Origin of the sequence: Exiguobacterium sp. RIT594 (genome assembly GCF_003339585.1) — a bacterium.
Taxonomy (GTDB): Bacteria; Bacillota; Bacilli; order Exiguobacteriales; family Exiguobacteriaceae; genus Exiguobacterium_A.
Genome location: NZ_QPKF01000001.1, coordinates 567,674 through 592,837, shown reverse-complemented (window position 1 = coordinate 592,837; position 25,164 = coordinate 567,674). Strand labels below are relative to the sequence as shown.

Here is a 25,164-nt window from a genome sequence, read left to right as displayed (position 1 = left end):
ATATTTTCCCATATCTATTCGTTAGAAGGTAAAATATACCTAGACATCTTAATTGTTATTTTGTCGAATGGTTCTTCATACACCTCTTTTTTGAGGTTCTTATGAACCTTCACCTGACATTCGATTCATTTGTTGCCAAACCGTGCCTAGTGCTTCTTCCCCACTTTCGATTCGTGCCAATGCCAGTTCCGCTTGAAGTGCGACTTCATATTCCTTATCTTGCGCGGCTTCCTTTAACCGTGGAATCGATTGTTCCGTTCCGACATCAAATAAAAAGCGGGCAGCCCGCCAACGGACCAGTTTATTTTTATCCGTCAACGCTTCAATCATCATCACTTCCGCCTCCGGCAAGGCCCAGTCGGAAATCGTATCTCCGGCCGTTCGCCGTACACTGCTTGACGGGTCGTGTAGCGCATTTGTTATATAATCCAGCAGCTCTAATCGGTTTTCTTCAAACATTCCGAGTTTGACTACAGCCTGTCTTCTGATCTGCATCTTTTCATCTTGAAGCATCTTGGCGTATGCCGGAACCCAATTCAATTCAATCGGTAATTCATCCAGAGCTGCAAAACGCTGTTTCCACTCTGCCGACGTTAACGCCTGTCCGTCAAATGTGACTTCTTCCCCTGAAGCAATAGTCTTTAAGCGATCAATCCGCTCTGCTGGATATGCGACTTCGATTTCTTGAGCTACTTCTGCCAAACTTTCATCTAAATCCCCGTAACGCGGTGCCTGTTCGACCCAGCGGCGGTCACTGATGACATTTTTCACATAAGGTTGAACGAATAGCGCCGCTTCCCGGAACCGGTCAGGTAATCCGTGGCGTTTTTCTTCTAGTCCTTTGACTCCTTTTAGTTGCATCGGTACACCTAAAATAAATTGAATGAACAGATGAACAGGCTCAAATGCTTCATCCGTCTCATGCTGTTCGACATCGCTGAGTACTTCGCCAAAGGACCGGCGAATCTCGATGACTAGTGTACGCCAATCATATTTTGGAAACCGTTCAACGGCTAAAAAGTCACTCACTTGATAAACCGACTTAATGCCTGGAATCTCCAGTAATTTTGCTACATGATCCGGTGCACCGAATGCATGTTCAAACGTTTGTCCCTTCTCCGAAAACGTTTCATCAACGATGACCTTCATATTATTCGGACTTGGTGTTGGTTCAATTGCTATAATTTTCATCTTAATCCCTCCCCTTTCATCATTCAGAAATTCAATTAAAAATGCAACGCATACGCTTTTGTATCTTTTTTCAACCGGTAACGTAAAAGAAGCAAGAAAGCGCCCACCGTGTGGTGAACGCTGATCAGACAGATTTCCCTCAAGACTTCTCCTCTGAGAACACTTCTTCTAAAATCTCACAAAATGCATCGGGTGTCTCAAGCATCCCCATATGACTGCTGTCCGTCGAACGTTTTATAATCCGTTCGTTTTGAGGCGCAAATGCACTCGCTTCCGAAATTAAAGGATCCTTCGTTCCGTGGATGATCACTCCCGGAACGTCTGTTCGACTTAAAACGTCTGTCAAATCTCTACGGTCACGCATCGCTGTCAGCGCCCGGATTGCCCCTTCGACAGTCATCATATAACCGATTTCCTTCGCTTCAGAGATAATCATCACATCAGTACCTTCAGCGAATAGTCCGGGAACTAACCCGTCAACAAATTCCCGCACACCGATTTCTTGGACTCGGCTGATGTTTTGATTTCTTTTTTGTTTGGCTTCGTCCGTATCTGCTTTAGCCGTTGAATAGACAAGACCAAATCCATTGATTTTTTCCGAATACGTCTCGACAATCGAGGAGACGATATAACCGCCAAACGAATGTCCAATCAGAATCGGCCGTTCAATTCCTCTTCGTTTCAAGTCCTCCATCACCCATGAGGCAAATTCTTCAATCGTCTCCGGACCGACTGATTGTCCTTCATGACCAGGCAAAGCCAGCACGAGTACATCAAACGACAGACGCAGTTTCGCTTCAACCCGATTAAAATAATCCGTTCCTCCGGCAAATCCATGTAGTAACACAAGTGATTGTTTCGACATTCGACTAGTCATCCTTTCCATTCCGATGCAAGCATTCGGTAGATCGTTAAATCCATAAATCGTCCATGACTGTATGCATAATCTTCAAGTAATCCTTCTGCTTGAAAACCAAGTTTCTGAACCAGTGCATTGGACGCGATATTTTCAGGTGCAACAAGTGCACTGATCCGGTGCAGCGCGAAGTCTTCAAATCCGTGTGTCAAGACTGCCCGTGCTGCTTCCGAGGCCACTCCCTGTTGCCAATAGTCTTGGCTGACTTCAAATCCGATTTCTGCCCGGTGATACTGGGTCAACCAATTATGAAATCCAATTGTTCCAATCAGTTGATTCGTTTGCTGGTCGGCAATCGCCCATCGAATCGCTTTCCCTTGGGTAAATTGTTCTTTGAAGTAACTGATGACATTTTTTGCTTCATACACCGTGACCAGCGGATCTGATCCGTAATAATACATGACCTCATCATCCGATAAAATCTTAAATAGATCTCGTGCATCTTTGTTTTCCAGTTCTCTCAAGATGAAGCGTTCTGTTTTTAGTTCCGGGAATGGTTTTCTTAACCCCCACATGCCCAATCACCTCTTTTTTATATTATGCCCGTTTTCAGAAGGAAATACCCTTTTCGCTCATTAGAAGTTTTGCTACTATTGAACTTATTCACGTCCTGACCACGAAAGGAAGTCGCTCGTTTATGTCCAACTCCCTGCTCTATTTGTATGAAGATGCCGAAAATCATCGTTTGACGATGTCCGGTGTTACCTTTGCGGACTTTATCACGTCTATTGATTCAAAAAGTGCCCTGCTTGTCTCAGGAGCCGCTTTCAAATCCATCAAATATTCTTCGCGGACCGCCTTTCATTACGTCGAGGCCCATGAAGTCGAACAATTTGTCCAATCGAATGATGTAGAACGTTTTCCACTGAACGCCATTGATATCCGTTCTTCTCATTCCCTGGATATCCTGACAGATGTTGAAATCGCAGAGCTGTTATTTTTAATGCATATGAAACGCGGAATGCCTAGTCCATTCATGACTTCCGTCGAAAACGAATGGGCCTATTTCAGTGAGCGTGATGGGACACAGGCAACGGCTTATTTAAAAGATTGGTCCAGTATCGAACAAGCCTTATCCACACTAGTGCAACAAAAAATCCGTCGTGAACTCCGTATTCCGACCCTCTCACCTCTTACAGCGGAAATCATCATTAATCTGCGTCAATTGTTACAAGAAGGAATTTTGATCGATTTCACGCATACACGGCAATCGATGTTCACACGTCAAACGACCATTCCGGTTTATATCGCCGGTCGATACGAAGACATGCATGTTCTGAAAGAAGATCTTGAGGCAAAAAAAGAATCAATCATCCTTCGTGGTGAGTTGATCCATCGTAAAAAAAATTGGAGTTTGGAGTTACGTTGATCCCAATCACTTTTTTTACTTGATAACAGGATAGTTTTCTCATATGTTTCAAACAGTATTTTTTGGTCGTTTTTTGCATAATCCTCTATATGACAATATCATTACTGATTAGTTGGAATTTTCACATAAATTAAGACTGGCATCTGGGCGAGACTTCGTTATAATGAGATTAACCTTTTGGAAGTTAGAAGTTGGAACCGCTTTTCTGATGATTTAAATAAGTCTGGATCAACCGAAGGAGGAATTTAGCATGGATCAGTTAAAAGTGAACGGTATCGGTTCATTCACCAAGTTTGCAACGAACGGAAACATCCTGAAATTGAAGGATGCCACAACAGGCGAACTGAAAGTATCGTTGAATGAAGCGAGCTCAATGACTATCTCACCTATTGATGAAGAAACAGGATTATTTATTATCCGTGGTCAGCAGCAAGAACCACTCGTGGAACTGACCCTTCCTCGTCAATCGTGCGAAGTCGTTCACGCTTGGCTCCTCCATAAATTAAGACGACAAAAAAAAGGTCGTTTCATGGCGTCTAGCTAAACCACTTACTCCTTTACTTTGTCATTCCTGCAACACCTGCTCATGTCACCGTTAGAGATCTTCTAACCATGACATGGGCTTTTTTTGATAAAGTCAAAAAATAAAGCTTGAAAACAAATGAATTTTCTAAAAATTCTTTCATCCATTTCCATCCGATGATATAGTGGATAACGTAAAAAAAAACAGGAGGTAAGATATATTATGAGTAAAAAAGATGTCTTTGCTTTAGGTTTTATGATTTTCGCATTATTCTTTGGTGCGGGTAATTTGATTTTCCCTCCTGAACTCGGTGCCCTGGCCGGAACACAGTTCTTTCCTGCAATACTCGGCTTCATTGTTACCGGTGTCGGATTACCTCTGACTGGATTGATTGCTGTCGCATGGGTCGGCGGGGGAATCCGTACACTTGCCCGTCCGCTTCCTAAATTCGTCGGTGCCCTACTGACTTTTGCTTTATATGTCGCCATCGGACCTTTTTTTGGAATTCCACGGACTTCCGTCGTCACGTATGAACTTGGTGTTGTTCCCTTCTTAAGTGGTCCTAGTCAAACGACGCTGTTGATTTCTTCTTCCGTTTTCTTTTTAATCACATTGTACCTTGTCCTTAAACCGGGCAAACTGCTTGATATCATTGGCCGTTTTATCACTCCGTTGCTGCTGTTGGCACTTGCGACACTCAGTATCAGCAGTATCTTAACGCCATTATCAGCAGTTCAACCCCCTGCCTCTTCGTACGATGATTTTACAGATGCATTCATTCAAGGATTTCTTCAAGGATACTTGACGCTTGACGCTCTCGGCGCTCTTGTATTTGGTGTCATCGTCCTGCATACACTACATGCCAGAGGTTTAAAAAGTCGAAAAGTCCAATTAAAAACCGTGACACAAGCCGGATTAATTGCTGCACTATCACTGACTCTGGTTTACACCGGACTCGGTTTCATTGGCCGGAATAGTTTTGGAGCAGTCGGGGTAATCGATGGCCCTTCATTATTACAACAATATGCCGAAAGTACATTTGGTACGATTGGTCTGATGATTTTGGGAGTCGCTATTTTACTTGCCTGTTTAACGACATCCGTTGGTCTTGTCACAGCTTTTTCAGAATATATGATGTCGCTCTCAACCCGTCTCACACTTCCAATCACCGGCACGATCACAACCGTTTTAGGTTTTTCCGTTTCAATTGTCGGACTTGATGCCTTACTTGCGATTGCGGTACCTGTTTTGATGTTCCTGTATCCGATCGTCATCGTCCTGATTGATTTGACCTTTATCCGTTCTTTGCTGAAGAGACCATCACTTGTGTATCGAACCACTTTATCGGTCACGGCCTTGTTCTCTTTATTAAGTGCTCTCCATACGTTAAAAGTTTTGCCTGATCCGATAGTCGCTGTATATTCTTCCTTGCCGTTATCCGATAAAAGTTTAGCTTGGCTGTTGCCTGTTTTGATCACCTTCTTCATCAGTTCATCGATTAGACACGATTCTCCAGATTCTATTCCTGAAAAACAGATTGGCTAGTGATGCCGCTTTCATCGCTATGGTATGATTAAAAAAATGAAATTCTACTGGAGGCGTCGCTTTAATGGATAAGATTGCTTGGATTACCGATAGTATGGCTTTTTTCCCACCCGGGGAAGCTGAAAAACTCGGAGTCCATGTCGTACCAACAGTCATCATCATCAACGGAGAATCATACCGGGAATATGCTGATCTGTCGATTGAACAACTGGATCAAAAAATGCGCGAAAATTCTTCTGTCATCCCGACGACTTCACAACCGTCGTTTGGTGAGTTGGTTGAACTTTACGAGCGTTTACAAGCAGACGGTTATGATTATGCGTATGCTGTTCACATCACGAGCGGCTTAAGTGGGACGTATGCCAGTTCTGTCGCCGCTGCGGATGCTGTCGGTTTTAAGTTATATGCTATTGACTCTTACACCGGTGCTACGAATCAACAAAACATGTTACGTCTTTCCATCGAGATGGCGCAAGCTGGTAAGCAGCCGGAAGAAGTCATGCAAGTCTTGGAACAGTTCAAGCACCACTCTCATTTCTATCTGATTATCGGCAACATGGAGACGATGCGTCGAAGTGGTCGTGTTTCCAGCAGTCAATTTTTACTGGCCAACATGCTGAACATTAAACCGATCGTGAAGTTCGACGAGGTCGGTAAACTGGTTCCGTTTAAAAAAGTGCGGTCGATTAAAAAAGCTTTTCACGAAATGTCATTCGAGATCGCTACTAAAATCGAACAGTTTGGTTTATACAATCAGACCCTTTACATCGGCCATACACTTGCGCGGTCTTCTGCCGAACAATTACGCGATTTGCTGCAAACAAAATTGCCACAGATTTCAATCGAGATTACACAGTTTGGTCCGTCCATTCTCACGCACGCCGGATCGGAAACCGTTGGTGTGTACTGGTTCGATGATTTGACTGTCAACGTATAAGAAGTAACCTTGAACGACTTCCTTTATTCTGGACGCTGCCCCCGCTTATTAGGTGATTCCGATATTACATCGGAGTCATCTTTTTTTGTGCCCAACAGTCCATCTACACAAAAAAACCGAATGGGACCTTTGAATTAAGTGTCCCCATTCGGGTAAGTGTTATCCTTGCTGCAAATCATTCATTTGTTTAAAGACATCATCAAGCATCGTCGCTTCATCTTCTTGGCGCAAAATCGTCTGATGCGGACGAGTGATTCGTTTTTCCCATGCTTCTGCCGGATAAACGGTCCAATCGAACTGCTCCACTTCCTCTAAATAACGGAGTACCGTTTCCAGGGAAGGGTTTTCTTCGTATTGTCGTAACCAGTTTGCATAACGTTTATCTGGTTTCCCATCCTTCAGCAAGGTTCTACCACTCTCAAGAATAGACCATTTCGGCTTCGCATCGATTTGAAACAACTCCAAATGCCGGAATCCCTCAAATGTGCGGCTCGTAAATGGAATCAAAGCGTTCTTTTCAACGAGACGTTTCAATCGCAAATGCGTCCGCATCGTCATGAACCGTTTTTCCTCTCCTATTCGCTCTACTAATAAAGTAGGGACTGCAATCTTTTTCATCGCCGTTTCATCAAAAAGCAGACTGTGATCGATATCAATTAATAACATGATGACCGGTCTCCTTTTGTTTACGTCGCGATGAGATGAAGGCATAGGACAGGCACAAGATGAACGCAGCAAAACAAAAACCACCAACAACATCCGAGAAGTAATGCACGTTCAAGATAATACGTGACGAACCCATTGCTAAAATCAACAGACTAAGAAAGGTTCCCAAAATGATTTTCCCGGCCCGGTTTAAAAACCGCCAACTCAGAATCAAAAACCCACCGTACACTGCAAAAGCCATTGACGAGTGACCACTCGGAAAACTGTAACCGACGCCGCCAACCAGTTCATTGAGGGAAGGACGGTCCCGGACAAAAATCGCCTTCGCGACTTGATTGAGAACGGCCACTGCTAAAAAGGTCGACAGGTACCAAATACTTCCCACGCGATCTCGCCACAGATAATAACTGATGGCGGTTAACAGAAGTGTTACCGTCACGGCTCCTACTCCTGATCCTAACTGCGTGAACCAACTGACATAGTCAGCCGGGACTTGTTTCGACATGCGATTGGACAGTTGCGCGTCAAATAAAAAATAGCCCGTCAACCGGATGGAGATAGCGATTCCGAGAAAGATGACGAACGCAATTCCTGAAACAGCTAAAGCTTTTCGATTTAATTTCATCAATACGTCCCTTTCCGTTGCTCAAGTTCTTCGGCCGAGTAATCTTCCTTATCACGTAATCGGTGTGCAAGACGCCCGGACGCATTGGCAGCAATTGCCGCTACGATATCATCCATGAAGGTATTGACGCGTCCGTCATCGACCTTTGTATCCAGTTCTTTGATAATCCCGATCTTAGCCTTATCCAAGTAACCAAACGTTGTTACGGCAATCGAACCGTACGTATTGACAGCCCCAATTGCAATCGTCTCATCGACGCCAAACAATCCTTCATCACTACGAATGATGGATAAAAGCGGTTCAGATAACAATCCTTTTTCGGCTAAAATATCGAGTTCTGCCCCAACGAGAATAGCATGCTGCAACTCCCGTTTTTCGAGAACACGTTCCACGGAGCTGACACAGGTTTCAAGCGTAAGTTCAATCGTGTATGGTGCTTGCATTTGATACACGATTTCAGCAATTGCATGAATCGTGACACCTCGCTCATGCAACTTATCGATTGCTGCTTGTTTGACTTCTTTAGAATGTGCTTTTTCTTTCATGACAAAATCCACCTCTCTGACAAAGTTCTTCACAAGTATACACGGATTGCTGCTCTCCCCTCAAACTTCTTTGACATCACGCCGATAATCCGTCATGATTATCCTGTAAAGCGTTATCATTTCAGGGGAAAGTAGGGGATTTTCGATGAACATCGGGGTAGTTTTGTTTCCATCGAAACGAATTCAGGATTTTGCGAATTCATACCGAAAACGGTACGATTCCAAGTATGCGTTAATCACACCACACATTACGATGCGAGAACGGATCAGCGTCGATGATGCCGAACTTGATTCCATCGTAGCAGCGCTCAATCAGGTAGCAGAGCAAACAAAACCGGTTTCACTTCATATCCAAGGCGCGCGGTCTTTCCATCCGACGAATAATGTCTTATTTTTAAAAGTCATGCCGACGGATGAATTGGAACAATTACATCAAGCCTTGCATTCGGGTGATCTTAGTCACACACCGAAGTATGATTTCTTACCTCACATTACAATCGGTCAAGATTTATCCGATGTCGAATTATTCGACGTTCTCGAACGATTGAAAATGGAAGATATCCGTTTCCAAGAAGATGTCACCAAGATGGCTCTGCTGTATGAACTAGAAAACGGTTCATGGAGTGTGTACGAAACGTTCCGATTTACAGGTCAATAACATCAAACTTCCCGGTCGAACTTGCGACCGGGAAGTTTTAGTTCTGGCAAAACCCCATAAGCATTTGCTTGTTCTTCCAGTTCAGCATGATGCGGCTCGACACGCTTGATCGGATTGATGCGGGCGACCGGTTCTGTTTTCCGCTCCAAATCGACTCTGACTTGCCGATTGACATATTGGACTACCGTGAAATCTACCTGGTACATAGAATATCCCTCCCTAAAGTTCAGCTCGTTATTCTGTTATTCCCAAAATCTCTTTAAGAAAAACAAAAAACCAAGGTTTCCCTTGGTTTTAACTGGACAGTTTAGTTCGAAATGAACGAAAATTCTTATTATATTATAAGATATGGAAACCGCTGTCGACGTGAAGAATCTCACCCGTAACACCACTCGACATCTGGGACAAGAGGAATAATCCACTTTGACCAATTTGTTCTGTCGTGACGTTACGGTGAAGTGGTGCCCGCTCTTCGATACTTTCAAGAATCGAATTGAAATCACCGACACCTTTTGCAGAAACCGTCCGAACCGGACCGGCTGAAATCGCATTGACGCGAACACCCTGCTTTCCGTATTCTGCTGCTAAGTAACGGACACTTGCATCGAGTGCCGCTTTCGCGACGCCCATCACATTGTAGTTCGGGACCATCTTTTCGCCACCAAGATACGTCAATGTAATAACAGAGGCATCTTCCGTGAAGAAATCTTTTGCTGCTTTGACGACAGCCGTCAAACTGTATGCCGAGATATCAAGTGCTTGTGCAAACTGTTCGCGTGTCACACCTGAGAATTCACCACGTAATGCTTCTTTATCGGCAAAAGCAATCGAGTGAGCGATTCCTGAAATCTGTCCGTGATCGGCATGAATCGTTTCAAATACTTGTGTGATTTCAGCATCACTCGTGACATCACACGTATAATACGTCGCCGGTCGTGAAAGTTCTTGGCCTAACTTTTCGAGCGGGGCCTTGAAGCGTTCTCCGACGTACGTAAATGCAAGACTTGCACCCGCTGCATCAAGAGCACGTGCGATTCCCCATGCGATTGACCGTTGATTGATGACACCCATTACAACATACGTCTTTCCCTCAAGCGAAGGATAAATATTCATTATGAGTTCCCCCTTAAATTAGTACCTGGTAATAACACCTATGTCTAGGTTACAAAAACGTAACGCTTCTGTCAACTGTCGCTGTTGATATTGCGATTTTGATAAATTACGGTAATATAGAAAGAGACAGAAAGTAGGGATGGAATGAACCGTTTTAAATCATTTACACAACGTTATGATAACACGTTGCTTTTTTTGCTCGGTTGTTTGATGGTCATCAGTGTCATCGCAATCTATACCGCGCAACCTTTCTTACAGGGAGCAATCAGTGAAATCAATTTCATGGCCAAACAGATTCAGTGGTATATCATCGGATTTATCGCATTGTCTGTCGTCATTTTCATCGATTATGAGCAGCTGAAACGTTTTCACTGGTACTTATATGGAGCAGGGATCATCTCTTTGATTGGTCTCGTTGTTTTACGCGGTACACCGTTGGTCGCAAACATTAAAGGAGCCTATGGCTGGTATCAGTTCCCGGTCATCGGAACCGTTCAACCGGCTGAGTTCATGAAGTTTTTTCTGATTGTTACGTTAGCTGCCGTCATTTCGGAACACAACGCCCGGTATGTCCAACATGAGCGGGACTTCCTGCTGTTAGTCAAGATGGTCGCGATTACGTTGCTTCCACTTGCTTTGATCATCATTCAACCTGACTTAGGAATCGGCTTGATTCTCTGCGTCATTTTAGCGTGTGCGATGTTACTGTCCGGTTTGAACTGGAAATGGCTGCTCACTATGTTCGGGTTGTTGACTGTCGCGATCGTCGGATTCTTTTATCTGTTTTATTTCCAGAATGATTTACTCGCCACCTTCTTCCCGGGGCATGCAATGAACCGGATTATGGCCTGGTTACAACCGTTCGAATATGCGGATGACCTCTCCTATCAGTTGGTCCAGTCGATTAACGCCATCGGTTCAGGTCAGATGTTTGGTGTCGGGTACGGAAAACTGCAGGTATCGGTTCCCGAACTGCACACCGATTTTATCTTCACTGCGATTTCAGCTCACTATGGCTTTATCGGTGCAGCCGTCGTTCTAATTATCCTGTTCCTGTTCATCTACCGGTTGATACAAATCGCGCTGGAAACAGCAGATCCGTTTGGAACGTATATCGTAACGGGTTACGTCGCCATGTTCACATTCCAGATCTTCCAAAACATCGGTATGACGATGGGGGTCTTACCGATCACCGGTCTCCCGCTTCCCTTCATTAGTTACGGAGGGTCGACGATGATTGTTAACTTGGTTGGACTCGGCTTGATCATGGCAATTGCTTCACAGTCCCGCATCTCGATGTTTGATGAAGATTAACGTCAAAAAAGAGTGGCATCCAGTCGGGTGCCACTCTTTTGGTATTCACGCAAGACTTAAGTCGTCCGGCAACGGTGCGACGAACGTCATCATCTCACCCGTCCCCGGATGCGGAAACGTAGCAGACGCACTGTGTAATGCTTGTCTCGCAATCAATGGTGTCCCTTTATACATCGTATCTCCGACTAACGGATGACCAAGTGCTGCGAGATGTACCCGGATTTGATGCGTCCTGCCCGTTTCCAGTTTAATCGTCAATCGGGACAATTCACGCGAAAAAGCAGTAATCCGCTCACTCGTTAAGATATGCGTAATCGCCTGTTGACCATCCTCCCGGACCATTCTTTCCATGAAGGAATGATCGGTTTGACCGATTGGAAGATCAATCGTCTGAGGTTTGATTGATCCTTCAATCAACGCCACATACCGGCGATCGAGCAAGCCATTCTGTTGCATCTTGCTCAACTGATAATGTGCAAGGGCATGTTTCGCAAACACGACCAGACCGCTCGTATCCCGGTCCAACCGATTGACGATGTGAATCGCATATGGAATTTGATGTTGCCGGTAATAACCGAGTACGAAATTCGATAATGACCGCTCCGGATGGAGTCGGGACGGAATCGAAGCCATGCCCGGCGGTTTGTTGACAATCAACAGCCACTCGTCTTCAAAGAGAATATCAAGTTCTCCAATCGTCGCATGCATATCGTGCGCAGGCTGTTCGTCAGGAAACCGGACATGAATCCGGTCACCTGCGTGAACGGGCTCGTTGACATTGACATGTTGTCCATTCCGTAAAATATCCCCGTGGTGCTTGATCGAAACTAACATTTTTCGGGAAATATGAAGGCGTGTCGTACAAAAATGACCGACACTCCAGCCATCTTCATTTAAAGTTACCTGGTGTTCCATTTGAAATGCCATCACGTTACCTCTTCTAATTAACTTCTTTCTTCTGCTAAAAACGATTCTCGGACGCGTTGCCAAAACGGGAAAGAGCGGAATCGGGCGAATTTGACTTTTTTATCGGACACACGACAACGGATCGACTTAACATTTTGGTGCACAATCGATGCGTAATGATCGTATGTCAATTGAAAATCAATCGGATTGACCGGTTGAATCTCGACATCGTGGTGCTTCGGCAGTAACATCGGGGATCCAATCGTCCGGTACACCCGGTTATTGATTGAAGCCATTTCTGTGATCTGGATTGCCTCGAGCGCCGGATGCACGATGGCCCCGCCCAGTGCTTTGTTGTAGGCTGTTGAACCGGATGGGGTTGAAATACACAGACCATCACCACGAAACGTTTCAAAATATTCTCCACGAATCGACAAATCGCAGACCAGCGTCTGATTAAAACTTTTAATCGTACATTCGTTTAGTGCCAACAGTTTATTCGTCGAACCGTCTGCATAATCAATCGATAATTCAAGTAGCGGATATTCAACGGTCGCTATGTTATCGTCCGCGATGTGTTGAATCAATTCATCCATTTCTTCCGGTCTCCAGTCGGCATAAAATCCGAGATGCCCGGTATGAATTCCGACCAGCGTGATTTCCTCGACCTGATCCAGATAAGAATGAAAGGCCTGTAACATTGTACCGTCCCCGCCGATTGAAATCACGATTTCCGGAGTAACGACGTCTCGATGACTTCCCCGTTCGATCAACGCCTGTTCTACTTGTTCCTTCAGCATATGGGAACGTTCATCGCCCCGAGCCGTAACCGCAAAACGCATCGTCATCCCCCTACTCTTTTGTTCGATTCTTTGCTTCGGTCGCCTCTCGTTCATGTAAAACGACTTGAGCATCTTGTATCTCTACTTTCAGCTGACTCATCTCCGCATCGAGCAGAAACGCCGCTTCAGCCGCACGTCGCAAGCGTTCCCGTGTCTCTTCGGGAATATTCCCCTGGTATTTATAATTCAAAGAATGTTCGATCGTCGCCCAAAAATTCATTGCAAGTGTCCGGATTTGAATCTCAACAAGTGTCGGGATTTCTCCTTCAATCGTTTGGACGGGATAAGCAATGATGATGTGGTACGAGCGATACCCACTCTCCTTCTTTTGTGTAATGTAGTTGCGTTCCTCGACAATCTTAAAGTCTCCCCGTGAACGTAACAGTTCTAAGACATGGATGATGTCATCCACGAATTGGCACATGATCCGGAGACCTGCTATGTCCTGCATATCTTGTTCCAACAACTCGATATCAATCGATTTTCGTTCTGCCTTCTGTAAGATACTCTTTACAGGTTTGACACGTCCTGTGACAAATTCAATCGGTGAATGTTCCCCACGTTGTTGAAATTGTTTTCGAATGGCTTTTAATTTTACTTTTAATTCATCCACTGCGATTTGATACGGTGCGAGAAATAAGTCCCAATTTTCTTTTGTCATCGTTATTGTCACCACTTTTAGTCTAAATTGTTAGTTCAATTCGTTCCACTACACCATTCATGGTATCATATTTTCAAGCATTCAACTAGAAAGGTGTGGTCGGAAATGAGACAAGAAATGGAAATTGAATTTAAAAACCTGTTAAACGAAAAGGATTATACCAAACTGATGGAACGGTACAATACATCCGGGTCTTCTGTTTGGCAAGCAAATGACTATTTTGATACACCTACGTTTGAACTTCGTAGCCATGGTGCTGCATTGCGCATTCGCGAAAAGAAGACCGGTTTGATTTTGACTTTGAAAGAACCACAGGACGACGGGTTACTTGAAACACATGTGTCTTTGTCCGAACAAGAGGCGGAAGATTTATTTCAATACGGTTTGATCCACTCTTCTGAAATGAATCAGCAGTTGGAAAAATTCGAATTAACGACTTCACTTGAACATTTAGGGCGCCTTGAAACAGAACGATTCGAGAAACAACTGGAAAGCGGTTTGTTAGTTTTAGATAAAAGTACGTATTTAGGCACCACAGATTATGAACTTGAATTTGAAGTGACAGACTACGCGGCCGGTAAACGTGCGTTCGAAGAACTGTTGCAAACAAACGAGATTCCCCTTCGTGAAACAAAAAATAAAATCGTCCGTTTTATGGACCGTAAAGCGCTTACACGTTAATCGTGTAGAAATGTACAAGCAAAACCTTTGCTCTTTCTTTTTTTTCGTTGCTAAAATAGGGTAACGATATTAAAAAGAAAAGGGGTGAACGGATGGAACACGAACAATGCAACGGTTCATATTGTTCATTGGACGAACCATCAATTCAACAACCGACAAAACCACTAGAAATCTATCATTTTCTAGACATCACACAAACGGATGGTTTACGGTTGATTCCCGTTCTCAAGAAATTAGAATTAGAATACGGTCATCTGTTCCGTCTTCGGACAATTGCAACAATTCCTTGTGCGCCTTCGCGATCAGCGTGTGATATGTCACCTCTGCTGATTCTAAAAGCCATTGAATTGCAAGGTAAAACGTTTGGTATGCGATTCATGCGTCGTTTACGCATGTTGCATAATGTCGAAGGAAAAAGCGCTTATTCGCGCTCTTCCCTGATGCGATTGGCAGAAGCATTAACGGAATTTGGTCTTGATTTAGCAGAATTCCATCGTGATATCGAATCAGATACCATTCAATTGATGCTCGAAAAGGAAACTGAACTGGTGACCGATTGGGACGTACGTATTCTCCCGACGCTTGCTTTTGTTGGAGATGAGGAAGCAATCAAGGCGGAAGGCCATTACGAATACTTGATTTATGTATCGATTCTGAACGAATTGTTAGAACAACCGTTTGAGAAACAGGCAAAGCCTCCTCTCGAACAATTCTTGAGACGGTATGACACCGCAACTACTTCTGAAATTGCATTTATCTATGATGCAACAGAAGCGCAGGTTGAACACGAATTGAAAAAGTTAATGCTTCAACAAAAATGCGTTTCACTGACGTATTGTGACGGTAAAGTATGGCGTCATTTAAAAGATTCTGCCCATGCTTAACTTAAAAGAAGCTGCTTCCACGTCAATCGCGGAAGCAGCTTCTTTGTCGTTCTTTTAAACTCGGATGGGGGAAAAGAGAATCATCAGGGGGAATGTGATTCGCTTCACATGTTTAGTATAATCGAATATATTCCTCTTCGAAAGCCTTTTGTTCATCTTTTCACAAAATTGTCATTCTCCGAGAAGTGCTTCAAATTCATCGAGTACCCGTTCGAATTGACGGAGGGCCGCCTCAACCGGGGCTTTCGTCGTCATATCGACGCCTGCCGCCTTGAGGACTTCAATCGGATAATCACTTGATCCTGCTTTAAGGAAGTTATTGATGTATCGCTCGACCGCCGGCTCCCCTTCTTCTAAAATTTGTGAAGTCAGCGCTGCAGCTGCAGAAATACCTGTCGCATACTGATAGACATAGTAGTTGTAATAAAAATGGGGAATCCGTGCCCATTCCAAACCAATTTCTTCATCTAACACGATACCCTCACCGAAATACGTTTCATTTAAGGCGTAATACGTCTTGGTTAAGAATTCAGGTGTCAGCGCTTGTCCAAGACGTGCTGCTTCATGAATTTGGTGTTCGAACTCTGCAAACATCGTCTGACGGAATAACGTTCCGCGGAATGTTTCCAATTGGTTGTTCAAGAGGTACAGTTTCTCGTTTTTATCCGTCACAAGTTTCAACAAGTAATCATTTAGGAGTGCTTCGTTTGTCGTCGACGCTACCTCAGCGACAAAGATTGAATAATCACCATAAGCGTATGGTTGATTCTGACGTGTATAGTAGCTATGGACGGAGTGACCAAACTCGTGTGCTAATGTAAACAAGTTGTTGACGTTATCCTGCCAATTCATCAAGATGAACGGCTGTGTATCGTATGCGCCTGACGAATAGGCACCACTCCGCTTGCCACGTGTTTCACGGACATCGACCCAGCGTTCCGCAAGACCTTCTTCAAGAATATGTTTGTATTCAGGTCCTAGTGGAGCCAATCCATCCACCATCAACTGTTTGGCTTCTTCGTACGTCACCTTCATCTCGACTTCACTGACGAGCGGTGTATACATATCATACATATGCAATTCATCGACGCCTAAAATCCGTTTACGTAAAGCAACATAACGGTGTAACAACGGAAGGTGTTCATGAACCGCTTCAATCAACCCGTCATATACTTGCTCCGGAATCGTGTTTCCGTGTAATGCTGATTCGCGGGCCGTTTTGAACTTCCGGACCTCGGCATAGAAGTTATCTTTTTTGACGGAACCGGCTAAAGTAGAAGCTAAGGTATTCGTATACTGGCTATACGTCCCATACATCGCTTTAAACGCAGCTTCGCGGACAGAACGATCTTTTGACTCCATGAACGTGATGAAACGTCCGTGCGTCAATTCTGCCTCTTCCCCGTCCTCGCCTTTGATTTTCGGGAATTTCATATCCGCATTATTCAGCATGCCAAACGTCGTTCCCGACTGTCCAAGGACTTCTCCTGCCTTTGCAAGAATCGCCTCTTCCGCTTCCGATAAGACGTGTTCCCGCTCACGGTTCAACTCGTCAAACGCATGACGGTAAAGTGCGAGATCCGGATTCTGATCCAAGTACGAGGCAATCGTTTCTTCCGGAACTTCCAACAGCTCAGGTGTCATGAAGGCTAATGTTGCACCAATTTGCGAAGCCAGCGTCCGGGCACGGTCATTCATCGCCTGATAAAAACTATCCGCTGTATTTTCATCGTAACGCATATGTGCATATGTATAGAGCTTATGCAGCCGTCTTGAGATTTCGTCACGAAGTTGAAGTCCTTCAAATAAAGTTGCATCCGACTGTGCAAGACGCCCTTTATATTCAACAAGTAGAGGAAGCATTGCTTTCACTGACTCAAATTCCTCTTCCCATTTCTCGTTCGTTTCATAAATCGATTCTAAATTCCACGTTTCTTCGTTCTTAACGTCTTTTCGTGTTAATACTTCTGCCATTTGAATCACTCCTTTACTTCATTTATACCTGTTTCCCTTTCGACAAACAAACGAAGCGCTCCTGCTAACTTTTGATCTTCTTCCAAGCGAGCTGATAAATCAGCAGGACGGTTTTGAAAAAGTTTAGACAGATGGTATTGAAGAAAGTTGATCATCGCCATCCATTCTTCAATCAGAACATATAAATCAGATTGCTCGAATCGAATCGTCGACTGTGTCAGACATTCTGTAAGAAATGAAAGGAGATTGGGCACGGAATAATTCCCTTTTAAGCGCAGGTAAACTGCTATTTGAATTTCAAAAGGATGGACGGGTACGGAAAGTAAGGCAGATAAGGGCAAAAAACACCAGGATGGAAGTGTAGAGACACAAAGATTGGAGTGATAAAGAGGATCGCGTACATAACGATGCGGTAACGAAGAAAAAAACGGACGAAGCCGATAGTGTTTTATCAGTGTCATCCATGGTCGTTCGAGGAATTGTTGCGGAACCGGACGCGGGAAAAGAAATTGCTCCACTGACAAGGATACGCGCTGACAGATTACAAAACGTTGTGCGAACGGAAATGGATGCATGTAGCGGACGATTCGTTCCTGCTCGATTAAATCAACATAACCATTCTTCATAAATGCCGGTTTCATCCAGCCATCGAGCTTAAGAAACTGACCGCTCGACTCATGAAACCCGATCCACCGTACTTGATATCCGCTTTGTTGATCGATCGACCATCTTCGTCGCCATTCTTCAGCGCTCATTTTCGAGCGCTGAATCTCAATCCCGATTTCTCCGGGCCATATTAAAAGGTCAAATCGTCTTCGCCCCCGTACCGCCTCAACTTCAACTTTAAATCGTAAATTTTCAAAATGGGCCGCAAGTCGCTTTTTCCAAAATTGATGTTCTGACGATTCACCGGTACAGGCCGTTACGTGAACAAAATGCAGCCGTTTTTTCCCTTGCCGGATCCGAAGGCGTGTTTGGCAATACGGACAGTACAGTATTTTACCTGCTAACGATTGTAAGGTCTCAAGCTGACTGTTGATTCGATTTCCTTGCTCATCCATCGCCTCAAACATCTTACTCCTCCTCATTAGAGCAACGGTGAAAATAACCGCGAAATGGATTCAATCAAACGTTGACTAAAACTTCTTTGAATAAAGACACTCCGTTCGACCTGTGAAGAATTCGAAAAATCTTCATAAAAATCACGTGTCAATTCATGAACTGAATTTGTCCCGTACAAAAAGGCATTTACTTCAAAGTTCAAATGGAAGCTTCTTAAGTCCATATTCGCTGTGCCGATCGTCGCAATCGCATCATCGACTACGATGACTTTGGAGTGCATGAATCCTTTGTTGTATTCATAAATCTTTACACCTGCTAATAATAAGTCGTCAAAATAAGAGCGGCTGGCATAAAAAACAACTTTATGGTCCGGAAAACTCGGCAAGAGAATTCGGACATCGATACCAGACATGGCGGCGGTCTTCAAAGCTGTCATCAAGTCCTCATCCGGAATTAAATACGGAGAAGCGATATAAACCGAACTGCGGGCTTCCGTGATTAAACCAAAGTATAAAGACTTCATTGTTTCATGTGGTTCATCCGGTCCGCTCGCAATGATTTGAACACCCCCTGTCGCTTCCTCCACGACTTCGAGCGGTTTCATGTAATACGGTGTAAACAACCGTTCTCCCGTCATGTAGTACCAGTCCTGAAGGAAAATCAGCTGCAACTCCGAGACGGCTTCTCCCCTGACCAACAGGTGGGTATCTCGCCAAAATCCAAACATCTTATCTTTTCCCATATATTCGTCTCCGACATTGATTCCACCGGTGAAAGCAACTGTACCGTCAATGACAACGATTTTCCGATGATTCCGGTAATTGGATTTACTCGAGATAAAAGGAAGGACAACAGGGAAAAATGGACGGACTTCGATTCCGACCGTCTCCATCTTTTTAAAGTAGCTTTTGTCCGTTGAGAAACAACCGACAGCATCATACAAAAAACGAATCTCTACTCCGGCTTTTGCACGTTCGATCAATGCTTCTTGCAATTCCAGCGCAAGTGCGTCATCCCGGACGATATAGTACTCCAAATGGATATGGTGTTCTGCTTGACGGATTTCAGCTAACAATAACGGAAATTTCTCTTGTCCGTTCGTCAATACTTTCGTATGGCTATTATACGAAATCGGCAAGCGGCTGATCGAATCGATAAGTTTAACAACTTTCGTGTAATGTCCATGTTTGAACACCCGATTGTGTATCCCATGATCAAACTGGGTACGATATTTAATGTAAGACTCTTCATCGAGCATCGCTTTCAGACGAAACATTCTTTTTCGTCTATAATTTTGACCAAAGGTGAAATACACGAAAACACCGACGACCGGTAATGCCATCATGACAAGTGCCCAGACAAGCGTCCGTTCCGGATTCCGGTTCTCAAGCAGGATGATGACGAAGACACTCAGTACGACAAGAATGATGACGAGAGAAAGCCATCCTACCATGTACACACTCCAGTAATAAGAAAGAAATCCGATCAGACTGACTGTCAAAAGCAGCGTCATAAGTAATTGGACACGTCGCAACATGGTATCCCCTCCTGTAATTTTTTATGAATGACATACTTTTATGTAGAAGGGACGATTCAAAATGAAAACGTATCTAGTGACTGGTGCAACAAGCGGAATTGGTGAAGCTACCGCCTTACAATTGGCACAGGAAGGACATACGGTCCTTGCGCTTGGACGAAATGAGGAACGTGGTCGCGATTTAGAACGTCGCGGTGAAGGACGGATCAATTTCTTTCCAGTCGACTTGTCGATTCCATCCGACATAAATCGATTTTTCGAAGATACAAAAGAACAATTCCCGACACTTGACGGCATTTTTAACAATGCGGGTACATTCGGAAAACCAGTGGCGCCGGAACGCGTAACCGATCAGCAAAAAGAAGTGTTCCAAGTCAATTATCATGCACCGGAGCAGATCATTCAACATGCAGTCAAACGTCTGAGTCGTGGTGCTTCCATCGTCAATAACAGTGCAATTGTCGGGCATGTCAAATTCCCTGCCATGCTCTTGCCGTATGCTTCTTCCAAGAGTGCTCTTCTTACGCTTACGAAAACATACGCTGCTCGGTTTCACGGAAAATATCGTTTTAATGCTATCTGTCCCGGTCCTGTCGACACGAAGTTAAGTCATTCCTTATATGGTGGAAAAGATAAGTTTGATTTAGCGATGAAACATCATTTACGTGGTGAAGCAGCTCAACCGTCTGAAATCGCAGAAGTCGTCTGCTTTTTATTATCCGACAAAGCCAGTTACATCAATGGACAAACCTTAGTTGTCGATGGTGGTTACACCCTCACTTGATTCTTCTACACAACAAAGGACTGCTTCCAAACAAATTGGAGCAGTCCTTTTTGATTGTACCGTTTGATTCTGTTAATTCGGAAAATGTTTCCGAATGAACGTAAAGACATCGTCAGGTACGATTATTTTTCCATACTCTGCTACGGGATGAATCGTCTGTTCACTAAAGCTCAAGTACTCTGCAATCAGACTCATTACATTTTCCTGTTCTTCGACTTCTGCTTCTTCTTTAAAGTGAAGGTGCAACAGGTAGAGTCCGTCTTTTTGATAAAGAGACGTTTTCACTTCTTCGAAGATCGGTGCTTCCGCATATTGGCTAAGGGCAATGATATGCTCGAAATCTGTTGTTTCAAATAAGACATCTTGACTGAGTTCCGTTTCTTTTTCTTCCGCATCAGACATCGCGGAACGAAGTAACGAATCCAACTCATCTTCGTCAACTTGTTCTCCGTCAATCGTTGTTTTAGCGATTGTAACGGTGACTTCTAAACCTTTTTCAAATGCCTGTACTTGTATCCATAGTGGACCTTCGAAGGAGATGGACTCTTTTTCATTCGCTTCATCCATCATCTGCCAGAATAACTGTTCTCCACGTTCACGGTTGTACCAAATCTCGTCTCGGGCGAAGCCGCGGCGTTCGATGTCCGTGTACGTAATGAAGAACTTGACGGTGTTGTCATTGACGCGTTCGATTTTCAATATGTCCACTCCTTTCCTCTCGCTCTTATCTAGTATACGAACGAGCACTTCACATAGATTCAAAAGAATCATTAAACATATAGGGTATATTCCTTTGTTATCTCTATTTTAACCTTTTTAGGCGGTAACAAAAAGCACACTGCTCAGAAAGCAGCGTGCTCATTACAATTTACTCGTTGACAAGGCGCTGAGCTTCCAACAACTGGAAGGTACGGACTTTTCGCGGTAAAAAGCGGCGGATTTCATCCTCGTTGTATCCAACTTGAAGACGTTTTTCGTCGATCAGAATTGGACGGCGTAATAAACCTGGATATTCTTGAATCAAGTCATACAAGTGTTGTAACGATAAATTTTCTACTGATACATCTAATTTTGAAAAGACTTTCGAACGTGTCGAGATGATTTCATCTGTTCCGTCCTCTGTCATACGAAGTATTTGTTTAATTTCATCAAGCGATAATGGCTCTGAGAAAATATTACGTTCCACAAATGGGATTTCATGTTCTTCAAGCCACGCGCGCGCTTTACGACAAGAAGTACAGCTTGGTGAAGTATAGAGTGTTACCATTGAAAAACATCCTCCCCCTGATTTCACATCATTTCTCCTGCGTAAATTTATTACCCAGTAGTTGATGATTCTATTACTTGACAGTTTACTTTGATTTTCATTAAAAATAAAACCCGATATATGTTTTGAGATGAAAGAACTTTTCGTAAAAAAACTTGCTAGAGCCACCAGGTGGCTTCAGCAAGCTGGTGTGTGATCAAAGGGTTGAGAAATCGTCTCTTTTGCTTTCGGGAGTTTAATCTCTTTTAATTTTTTTTCGAAAATGTCCCGCAAAAGGCGTTTTTTCAACTTTTTCTTTTTATCACGTTCTTTCATACTCCGACACCTCACTCGGTCCGAAAAAAGAACTGTTAACCAACGAAAGCTAAATTATCATCTTCTACATTAATTAGTATACCACGTTTACCTGATTTCTATTCCTACTTGAAGCAATTAATTATGTGAGATTGTCGATTTGTCTTTAGTAAATAGTTGCATTTGCTCGCCACTTCACGTAAAGTGTATAGAAATACTTACTCGTGAAAGGAGTTATTTTTTATGTCAGTTACCCTTGTCACTATCATTGAACACCCGATTGCCCAAAAATATTTAGAACGATCCGGCTTGAATCATGCCATTTCCGTAGCAGAACAGGCATTGACACTCGCTACCCAGCGCGGTTTGGATGCAGATACGGCAACGAAGGCTGCCCTGCTTCATGATATTGGTCATTATGAATGGTATACAGACGGCACTTGGAATTATGATCTCTACCGTCAAAATGACATCCATGCGATCAAAGGAGCGGAACGGGCGCATAAATTACTGATTCGGCTCGGTGAAGAACCGGAACGGGCAAAAGAAATTGCTCTTGCCGTTCTGTTGCATACGGATTCCTATTTACCACCGGGTACGATCAACCGGACTCCGTTGCAACAATTGGTCCATGATGCCGACACGCTTGAAGAACAGCCAGGTGGTCTCCATCATTATGAGAAAATTCCATTCGAAGAAGCTGTCAGCCGTCTGCATGCTCTTGACTCGGTTGTCCACCGTTTCAACAACCTTCCCCGTATTGCTTCCGAAAATTAAAAAAAGGCATTCCCGAATAACTTCAGGAATGCCTTTTAATTTGGTTCAATTACACAAGCTGTGCTTGATACGCTTCGAGTTCTGCATCTGTCATTGAGACATAATGGCCCGGTTCGATTTCACGCAATGGCGGGATACTTGAGTCTTCACTCGATTTCCCGACCGCTCCGCCTGTCGGACGGTCATAAATGATCCGCTTACGTGTCCGCTCATGCTCCGGGTCCGGAAGTGGAATTGCTGATAACAAGGATTTCGTATAGGCGTGGACTGGATTTTCATAGAGACGATCCGCGTCACACAATTCAACGAGGTGACCTTGATACATGACTCCGATTCGATCTGAGATATATTTGACCATTGATAAATCATGGGCAATAAACAGATACGTCAGACTGCGATCACGTTGTAATTGTTTCATCAGGTTGACGACCTGTGCTTGAATCGATACATCCAGTGCAGAGATTGGCTCATCGGCAATGATGAAGTCTGGTTCGACGGCTAACGCACGGGCAATCCCGATCCGCTGACGTTGTCCACCTGAGAACTCGTGCGGATAACGACTCGCGTGTTCTTTCGTTAAACCAACTGTTTCCAAAAGATCATATACACGGTTATTCCGCTCGTCTTTCGACTTCGCAAGTCCGTGGATATCGATCCCTTCTGCGATGATATCTCCAACTGTCATCCGAGGATTCAACGATGCATATGGATCTTGGAAAATCATCTGCATCGAACGGTTGAATTTCAATTTCTCTTTACGCGATTTTTTACCATGAACATTTTCACCTTTGAAAAGGACTTCTCCGTCTGTCGCATCGTATAAGCCGATGATTGAACGTCCTGTTGTCGATTTCCCACAACCTGACTCTCCAACAAGACCAAGAACTTCTCCTTCATAAATATCGAACGACAACCCGTCAACGGCTTTGACGACACGGCCACGACCGATATTAAAGTGTTGTTTGAGGTTTTTTACTTCAAGTAATTTACTACGATTCTCCATTACTTTAGACCGCCTTTCAGAAGCGATTTCGCGAATGTGCTATCTGGACGATACTTCAGCGCAAGATCGCGGATGGCTACTGGTGGTTCTACATACGGTGCTTGCGGATGTAACAACCAAGTTGCCGCTTCATGAGTATCTGTGATCGGGAAGAACGGAGGTTCTTTCTCGAAATCAATTTTCATTGCGTACTGATTACGTGGTGCAAATGCATCACCGACCGGTGGGTGCAATAAGTTTGGTGGTGTACCAGGAATTGCCGGTAAGTCTTGCGAACGATCGTCAGACGGTCGCGGCATAGATCCAAGAAGTCCCCACGTGTAAGGATGACGTGGCTCATAGAAAATCTCATCGACTGTTCCTTTTTCAATCAACTTCCCAGCATACATAACCGCTACACGATCTGCCATGTTCGCTACGACACCTAAATCGTGAGTGATGAAGATGATAGCTGTCCCTGTTTTTTGCTGGATGTCTTTTAGCAACTCAAGAATCTGTGCCTGAATCGTAACATCGAGTGCTGTCGTCGGCTCATCGGCAATCAAGACTTTAGGATTACAAGCCAGTGCAATCGCGATAACAATCCGTTGACGCATACCACCTGATAGTTGGTGCGGATATTGTTTCAGACGTGCTTCCGGGTTCGGAATTCCGACAAGTGTCAGTAATTCAAGCGTCCGTTTTTTAGCTGAATCACCCGTTAGTCCCTGGTGACGCTTCAAGCCTTCTGCAATCTGTTTGAAGATGGTCATCGTCGGGTTTAATGATGTCATCGGATCCTGGAAGATCATCGCGATGTCACGACCACGGACTTTCTGCATCTCTTTATCAGAGAGTTTGACCAGGTCACGGCCGTCAAACATGATTTCACCTTTTGTGATTTCACCGGGTGGATTCGGAATCAAACGCATGATAGCTTTTGACGTAACCGACTTACCTGAACCGGATTCACCAACGATGGCAAGTGTTTCGCCTTTTTTTAAATCAAACGATACGCCACGGACGGCTTGAACCGTCCCGGCATACGTATGGAAAGCGACAGTCAGGTCGCGTACTGATAAAATAGTTTCCATTGTGGATGAACTCCTCT

29 protein-coding genes are annotated in these 25,164 nt (G+C 44.1%); 10 read left to right on the top strand and 19 right to left on the bottom strand.

Annotated features, from left to right (window positions below; translation table 11 throughout):
* Positions 1-99: 99 nt before the first annotated feature.
* From DVG79_RS02910 to DVG79_RS02900, 3 genes are all read right to left on the bottom strand, one after another.
* Positions 100-1,191 (bottom strand): virulence factor, encoded by a 1,092-nt coding sequence (locus tag DVG79_RS02910; protein WP_114595386.1) that lies wholly within the window; start codon positions 1,189-1,191, stop codon positions 100-102.
* 139 nt (positions 1,192-1,330) lie between these two features.
* Complete coding sequence (locus tag DVG79_RS02905; protein ID WP_114595385.1) at positions 1,331-2,056, bottom strand: alpha/beta fold hydrolase; 726 nt, start codon at positions 2,054-2,056, stop codon at positions 1,331-1,333.
* 8 nt (positions 2,057-2,064) lie between these two features.
* Complete coding sequence (locus DVG79_RS02900; RefSeq protein ID WP_012370898.1) at positions 2,065-2,622, bottom strand: GNAT family N-acetyltransferase; 558 nt, start codon at positions 2,620-2,622, stop codon at positions 2,065-2,067.
* Between the two features lie 122 nt (positions 2,623-2,744).
* Between DVG79_RS02900 and DVG79_RS02895 the strand changes: the two genes are divergently transcribed.
* The 4 genes from DVG79_RS02895 to DVG79_RS02880 all read left to right on the top strand — a co-directional run bounded on the left by DVG79_RS02895 (position 2,745) and on the right by DVG79_RS02880 (position 6,481).
* Positions 2,745-3,476 (top strand): hypothetical protein, encoded by a 732-nt coding sequence (locus DVG79_RS02895; protein ID WP_114595384.1) that lies wholly within the window; start codon positions 2,745-2,747, stop codon positions 3,474-3,476.
* A 250-nt stretch (positions 3,477-3,726) separates the two neighbouring features.
* Positions 3,727-4,020, top strand: a complete 294-nt coding sequence (locus DVG79_RS02890) for a hypothetical protein (protein WP_014970831.1) — start codon at positions 3,727-3,729, stop codon at positions 4,018-4,020.
* A 201-nt stretch (positions 4,021-4,221) separates the two neighbouring features.
* Complete coding sequence (brnQ, locus tag DVG79_RS02885; protein ID WP_114595383.1) at positions 4,222-5,544, top strand: branched-chain amino acid transport system II carrier protein; 1,323 nt, start codon at positions 4,222-4,224, stop codon at positions 5,542-5,544.
* Positions 5,545-5,608: 64 nt separating this feature from the next.
* Positions 5,609-6,481 (top strand): DegV family protein, encoded by an 873-nt coding sequence (locus DVG79_RS02880; protein ID WP_114595382.1) that lies wholly within the window; start codon positions 5,609-5,611, stop codon positions 6,479-6,481.
* Between the two features lie 159 nt (positions 6,482-6,640).
* Here the strand turns inward: DVG79_RS02880 and DVG79_RS02875 are convergent, their stop codons facing one another.
* From DVG79_RS02875 to DVG79_RS02865, 3 genes are read right to left on the bottom strand one after another with little or no spacing between them, the layout of a single operon-like run.
* A complete protein-coding gene (locus DVG79_RS02875) occupies positions 6,641-7,147 on the bottom strand; it encodes an HAD family hydrolase (RefSeq protein WP_114595381.1) in 507 nt (168 codons plus the stop codon).
* Entirely contained in the window at positions 7,134-7,772 is a 639-nt protein-coding gene (locus DVG79_RS02870; protein WP_114595380.1) for a phosphatase PAP2 family protein, read from the bottom strand. Before DVG79_RS02870 ends, DVG79_RS02875 begins: the two co-directional genes overlap by 14 nt.
* Entirely contained in the window at positions 7,772-8,317 is a 546-nt protein-coding gene (locus tag DVG79_RS02865; RefSeq protein ID WP_026827879.1) for a phosphatidylglycerophosphatase A family protein, read from the bottom strand. Before DVG79_RS02865 ends, DVG79_RS02870 begins: the two co-directional genes overlap by 1 nt.
* A gap of 145 nt (positions 8,318-8,462) precedes the next feature.
* Between DVG79_RS02865 and DVG79_RS02860 the strand changes: the two genes are divergently transcribed.
* On the top strand, positions 8,463-8,975 hold the full coding sequence (locus DVG79_RS02860) for a YjcG family protein (RefSeq protein ID WP_114595379.1): 513 nt from the start codon (positions 8,463-8,465) through the stop codon (positions 8,973-8,975).
* 2 nt (positions 8,976-8,977) lie between these two features.
* Here DVG79_RS02860 and DVG79_RS02855 read toward each other — a convergent pair whose 3' ends face one another.
* Together DVG79_RS02855 and fabI are read right to left on the bottom strand one after the other, a co-directional pair.
* Complete coding sequence (locus tag DVG79_RS02855; RefSeq protein WP_114595378.1) at positions 8,978-9,181, bottom strand: hypothetical protein; 204 nt, start codon at positions 9,179-9,181, stop codon at positions 8,978-8,980.
* A 133-nt stretch (positions 9,182-9,314) separates the two neighbouring features.
* Positions 9,315-10,088 carry an enoyl-ACP reductase FabI gene (fabI, locus tag DVG79_RS02850; RefSeq protein ID WP_114595377.1) on the bottom strand — a complete coding sequence of 258 codons (774 nt, stop codon included), beginning with the start codon at positions 10,086-10,088 and terminating at the stop codon, positions 9,315-9,317.
* A gap of 144 nt (positions 10,089-10,232) precedes the next feature.
* Here fabI and DVG79_RS02845 point away from each other — a divergent pair, with 144 nt between their 5' ends.
* Positions 10,233-11,402, top strand: a complete 1,170-nt coding sequence (locus tag DVG79_RS02845; RefSeq protein ID WP_114595376.1) for an FtsW/RodA/SpoVE family cell cycle protein — start codon at positions 10,233-10,235, stop codon at positions 11,400-11,402.
* Positions 11,403-11,447: 45 nt separating this feature from the next.
* Here the strand turns inward: DVG79_RS02845 and DVG79_RS02840 are convergent, their stop codons facing one another.
* The 3 genes from DVG79_RS02840 to yjbM are packed head-to-tail and all read right to left on the bottom strand — an operon-like array spanning position 11,448 to position 13,811.
* Positions 11,448-12,329, bottom strand: a complete 882-nt coding sequence (locus DVG79_RS02840) for an RluA family pseudouridine synthase (protein WP_114595375.1) — start codon at positions 12,327-12,329, stop codon at positions 11,448-11,450.
* 17 nt (positions 12,330-12,346) lie between these two features.
* On the bottom strand, positions 12,347-13,150 hold the full coding sequence (locus DVG79_RS02835) for an NAD kinase (RefSeq protein ID WP_114595374.1): 804 nt from the start codon (positions 13,148-13,150) through the stop codon (positions 12,347-12,349).
* A gap of 10 nt (positions 13,151-13,160) precedes the next feature.
* Positions 13,161-13,811 (bottom strand): GTP diphosphokinase, encoded by a 651-nt coding sequence (gene yjbM / locus DVG79_RS02830; protein ID WP_034769792.1) that lies wholly within the window; start codon positions 13,809-13,811, stop codon positions 13,161-13,163.
* Positions 13,812-13,916: 105 nt separating this feature from the next.
* On the opposite strand from yjbM, the gene DVG79_RS02825 reads away from it, so the two are divergent.
* Together DVG79_RS02825 and DVG79_RS02820 are read left to right on the top strand one after the other, a co-directional pair.
* Positions 13,917-14,492 (top strand): CYTH domain-containing protein, encoded by a 576-nt coding sequence (locus DVG79_RS02825; protein WP_233494512.1) that lies wholly within the window; start codon positions 13,917-13,919, stop codon positions 14,490-14,492.
* Between the two features lie 92 nt (positions 14,493-14,584).
* Positions 14,585-15,376, top strand: a complete 792-nt coding sequence (locus tag DVG79_RS02820) for a DsbA family protein (protein WP_114595373.1) — start codon at positions 14,585-14,587, stop codon at positions 15,374-15,376.
* A 171-nt stretch (positions 15,377-15,547) separates the two neighbouring features.
* Here DVG79_RS02820 and pepF read toward each other — a convergent pair whose 3' ends face one another.
* From pepF to cls, 3 genes are read right to left on the bottom strand one after another with little or no spacing between them, the layout of a single operon-like run.
* Complete coding sequence (gene pepF / locus DVG79_RS02815; RefSeq protein ID WP_114595372.1) at positions 15,548-17,350, bottom strand: oligoendopeptidase F; 1,803 nt, start codon at positions 17,348-17,350, stop codon at positions 15,548-15,550.
* Between the two features lie 5 nt (positions 17,351-17,355).
* A complete protein-coding gene (locus DVG79_RS02810) occupies positions 17,356-18,423 on the bottom strand; it encodes a competence protein CoiA (RefSeq protein ID WP_114595371.1) in 1,068 nt (355 codons plus the stop codon).
* A gap of 14 nt (positions 18,424-18,437) precedes the next feature.
* Entirely contained in the window at positions 18,438-19,949 is a 1,512-nt protein-coding gene (cls, locus tag DVG79_RS02805) for a cardiolipin synthase (protein ID WP_114595370.1), read from the bottom strand.
* Positions 19,950-20,010: 61 nt separating this feature from the next.
* Here cls and DVG79_RS02800 point away from each other — a divergent pair, with 61 nt between their 5' ends.
* Positions 20,011-20,733 carry an SDR family NAD(P)-dependent oxidoreductase gene (locus DVG79_RS02800; RefSeq protein WP_114595369.1) on the top strand — a complete coding sequence of 241 codons (723 nt, stop codon included), beginning with the start codon at positions 20,011-20,013 and terminating at the stop codon, positions 20,731-20,733.
* 72 nt (positions 20,734-20,805) lie between these two features.
* Here the strand turns inward: DVG79_RS02800 and mecA are convergent, their stop codons facing one another.
* The 3 genes from mecA to DVG79_RS16150 form a co-directional block, all read right to left on the bottom strand.
* On the bottom strand, positions 20,806-21,432 hold the full coding sequence (gene mecA, locus DVG79_RS02795) for an adaptor protein MecA (protein WP_114595368.1): 627 nt from the start codon (positions 21,430-21,432) through the stop codon (positions 20,806-20,808).
* 169 nt (positions 21,433-21,601) lie between these two features.
* Positions 21,602-22,000, bottom strand: a complete 399-nt coding sequence (gene spxA / locus DVG79_RS02790) for a transcriptional regulator SpxA (protein ID WP_012370920.1) — start codon at positions 21,998-22,000, stop codon at positions 21,602-21,604.
* Between the two features lie 177 nt (positions 22,001-22,177).
* Entirely contained in the window at positions 22,178-22,315 is a 138-nt protein-coding gene (locus DVG79_RS16150; RefSeq protein ID WP_012370921.1) for a hypothetical protein, read from the bottom strand.
* A gap of 222 nt (positions 22,316-22,537) precedes the next feature.
* Here DVG79_RS16150 and DVG79_RS02785 point away from each other — a divergent pair, with 222 nt between their 5' ends.
* Positions 22,538-23,071 carry an HD domain-containing protein gene (locus DVG79_RS02785; protein ID WP_114595367.1) on the top strand — a complete coding sequence of 178 codons (534 nt, stop codon included), beginning with the start codon at positions 22,538-22,540 and terminating at the stop codon, positions 23,069-23,071.
* A 49-nt stretch (positions 23,072-23,120) separates the two neighbouring features.
* Here DVG79_RS02785 and DVG79_RS02780 read toward each other — a convergent pair whose 3' ends face one another.
* Both DVG79_RS02780 and DVG79_RS02775 read right to left on the bottom strand, forming a co-directional pair.
* On the bottom strand, positions 23,121-24,074 hold the full coding sequence (locus tag DVG79_RS02780) for an ABC transporter ATP-binding protein (protein ID WP_114595366.1): 954 nt from the start codon (positions 24,072-24,074) through the stop codon (positions 23,121-23,123).
* Complete coding sequence (locus tag DVG79_RS02775; protein ID WP_114595365.1) at positions 24,074-25,147, bottom strand: ABC transporter ATP-binding protein; 1,074 nt, start codon at positions 25,145-25,147, stop codon at positions 24,074-24,076. Before DVG79_RS02775 ends, DVG79_RS02780 begins: the two co-directional genes overlap by 1 nt.
* Between the last annotated feature and the right edge of the window lie 17 nt (positions 25,148-25,164).

Coding starts and splice junctions, on each gene's coding strand:
- DVG79_RS02910 (WP_114595386.1), bottom strand. CDS start 1,191: ATGAAAATTATAGCAATTGAACCAACACCAAGTCCGAATAATATGAAG.
- DVG79_RS02905 (WP_114595385.1), bottom strand. CDS start 2,056: ATGTCGAAACAATCACTTGTGTTACTACATGGATTTGCCGGAGGAACG.
- DVG79_RS02900 (WP_012370898.1), bottom strand. CDS start 2,622: ATGTGGGGGTTAAGAAAACCATTCCCGGAACTAAAAACAGAACGCTTC.
- DVG79_RS02895 (WP_114595384.1), top strand. CDS start 2,745: ATGTCCAACTCCCTGCTCTATTTGTATGAAGATGCCGAAAATCATCGT.
- DVG79_RS02890 (WP_014970831.1), top strand. CDS start 3,727: ATGGATCAGTTAAAAGTGAACGGTATCGGTTCATTCACCAAGTTTGCA.
- brnQ (WP_114595383.1), top strand. CDS start 4,222: ATGAGTAAAAAAGATGTCTTTGCTTTAGGTTTTATGATTTTCGCATTA.
- DVG79_RS02880 (WP_114595382.1), top strand. CDS start 5,609: ATGGATAAGATTGCTTGGATTACCGATAGTATGGCTTTTTTCCCACCC.
- DVG79_RS02875 (WP_114595381.1), bottom strand. CDS start 7,147: ATGTTATTAATTGATATCGATCACAGTCTGCTTTTTGATGAAACGGCG.
- DVG79_RS02870 (WP_114595380.1), bottom strand. CDS start 7,772: ATGAAATTAAATCGAAAAGCTTTAGCTGTTTCAGGAATTGCGTTCGTC.
- DVG79_RS02865 (WP_026827879.1), bottom strand. CDS start 8,317: ATGAAAGAAAAAGCACATTCTAAAGAAGTCAAACAAGCAGCAATCGAT.
- DVG79_RS02860 (WP_114595379.1), top strand. CDS start 8,463: ATGAACATCGGGGTAGTTTTGTTTCCATCGAAACGAATTCAGGATTTT.
- DVG79_RS02855 (WP_114595378.1), bottom strand. CDS start 9,181: ATGTACCAGGTAGATTTCACGGTAGTCCAATATGTCAATCGGCAAGTC.
- fabI (WP_114595377.1), bottom strand. CDS start 10,088: ATGAATATTTATCCTTCGCTTGAGGGAAAGACGTATGTTGTAATGGGT.
- DVG79_RS02845 (WP_114595376.1), top strand. CDS start 10,233: ATGAACCGTTTTAAATCATTTACACAACGTTATGATAACACGTTGCTT.
- DVG79_RS02840 (WP_114595375.1), bottom strand. CDS start 12,329: ATGGCATTTCAAATGGAACACCAGGTAACTTTAAATGAAGATGGCTGG.
- DVG79_RS02835 (WP_114595374.1), bottom strand. CDS start 13,150: ATGCGTTTTGCGGTTACGGCTCGGGGCGATGAACGTTCCCATATGCTG.
- yjbM (WP_034769792.1), bottom strand. CDS start 13,811: ATGACAAAAGAAAATTGGGACTTATTTCTCGCACCGTATCAAATCGCA.
- DVG79_RS02825 (WP_233494512.1), top strand. CDS start 13,917: ATGAGACAAGAAATGGAAATTGAATTTAAAAACCTGTTAAACGAAAAG.
- DVG79_RS02820 (WP_114595373.1), top strand. CDS start 14,585: ATGGAACACGAACAATGCAACGGTTCATATTGTTCATTGGACGAACCA.
- pepF (WP_114595372.1), bottom strand. CDS start 17,350: ATGGCAGAAGTATTAACACGAAAAGACGTTAAGAACGAAGAAACGTGG.
- DVG79_RS02810 (WP_114595371.1), bottom strand. CDS start 18,423: ATGTTTGAGGCGATGGATGAGCAAGGAAATCGAATCAACAGTCAGCTT.
- cls (WP_114595370.1), bottom strand. CDS start 19,949: ATGTTGCGACGTGTCCAATTACTTATGACGCTGCTTTTGACAGTCAGT.
- DVG79_RS02800 (WP_114595369.1), top strand. CDS start 20,011: ATGAAAACGTATCTAGTGACTGGTGCAACAAGCGGAATTGGTGAAGCT.
- spxA (WP_012370920.1), bottom strand. CDS start 22,000: ATGGTAACACTCTATACTTCACCAAGCTGTACTTCTTGTCGTAAAGCG.
- DVG79_RS16150 (WP_012370921.1), bottom strand. CDS start 22,315: ATGAAAGAACGTGATAAAAAGAAAAAGTTGAAAAAACGCCTTTTGCGG.
- DVG79_RS02785 (WP_114595367.1), top strand. CDS start 22,538: ATGTCAGTTACCCTTGTCACTATCATTGAACACCCGATTGCCCAAAAA.
- DVG79_RS02780 (WP_114595366.1), bottom strand. CDS start 24,074: ATGGAGAATCGTAGTAAATTACTTGAAGTAAAAAACCTCAAACAACAC.
- DVG79_RS02775 (WP_114595365.1), bottom strand. CDS start 25,147: ATGGAAACTATTTTATCAGTACGCGACCTGACTGTCGCTTTCCATACG.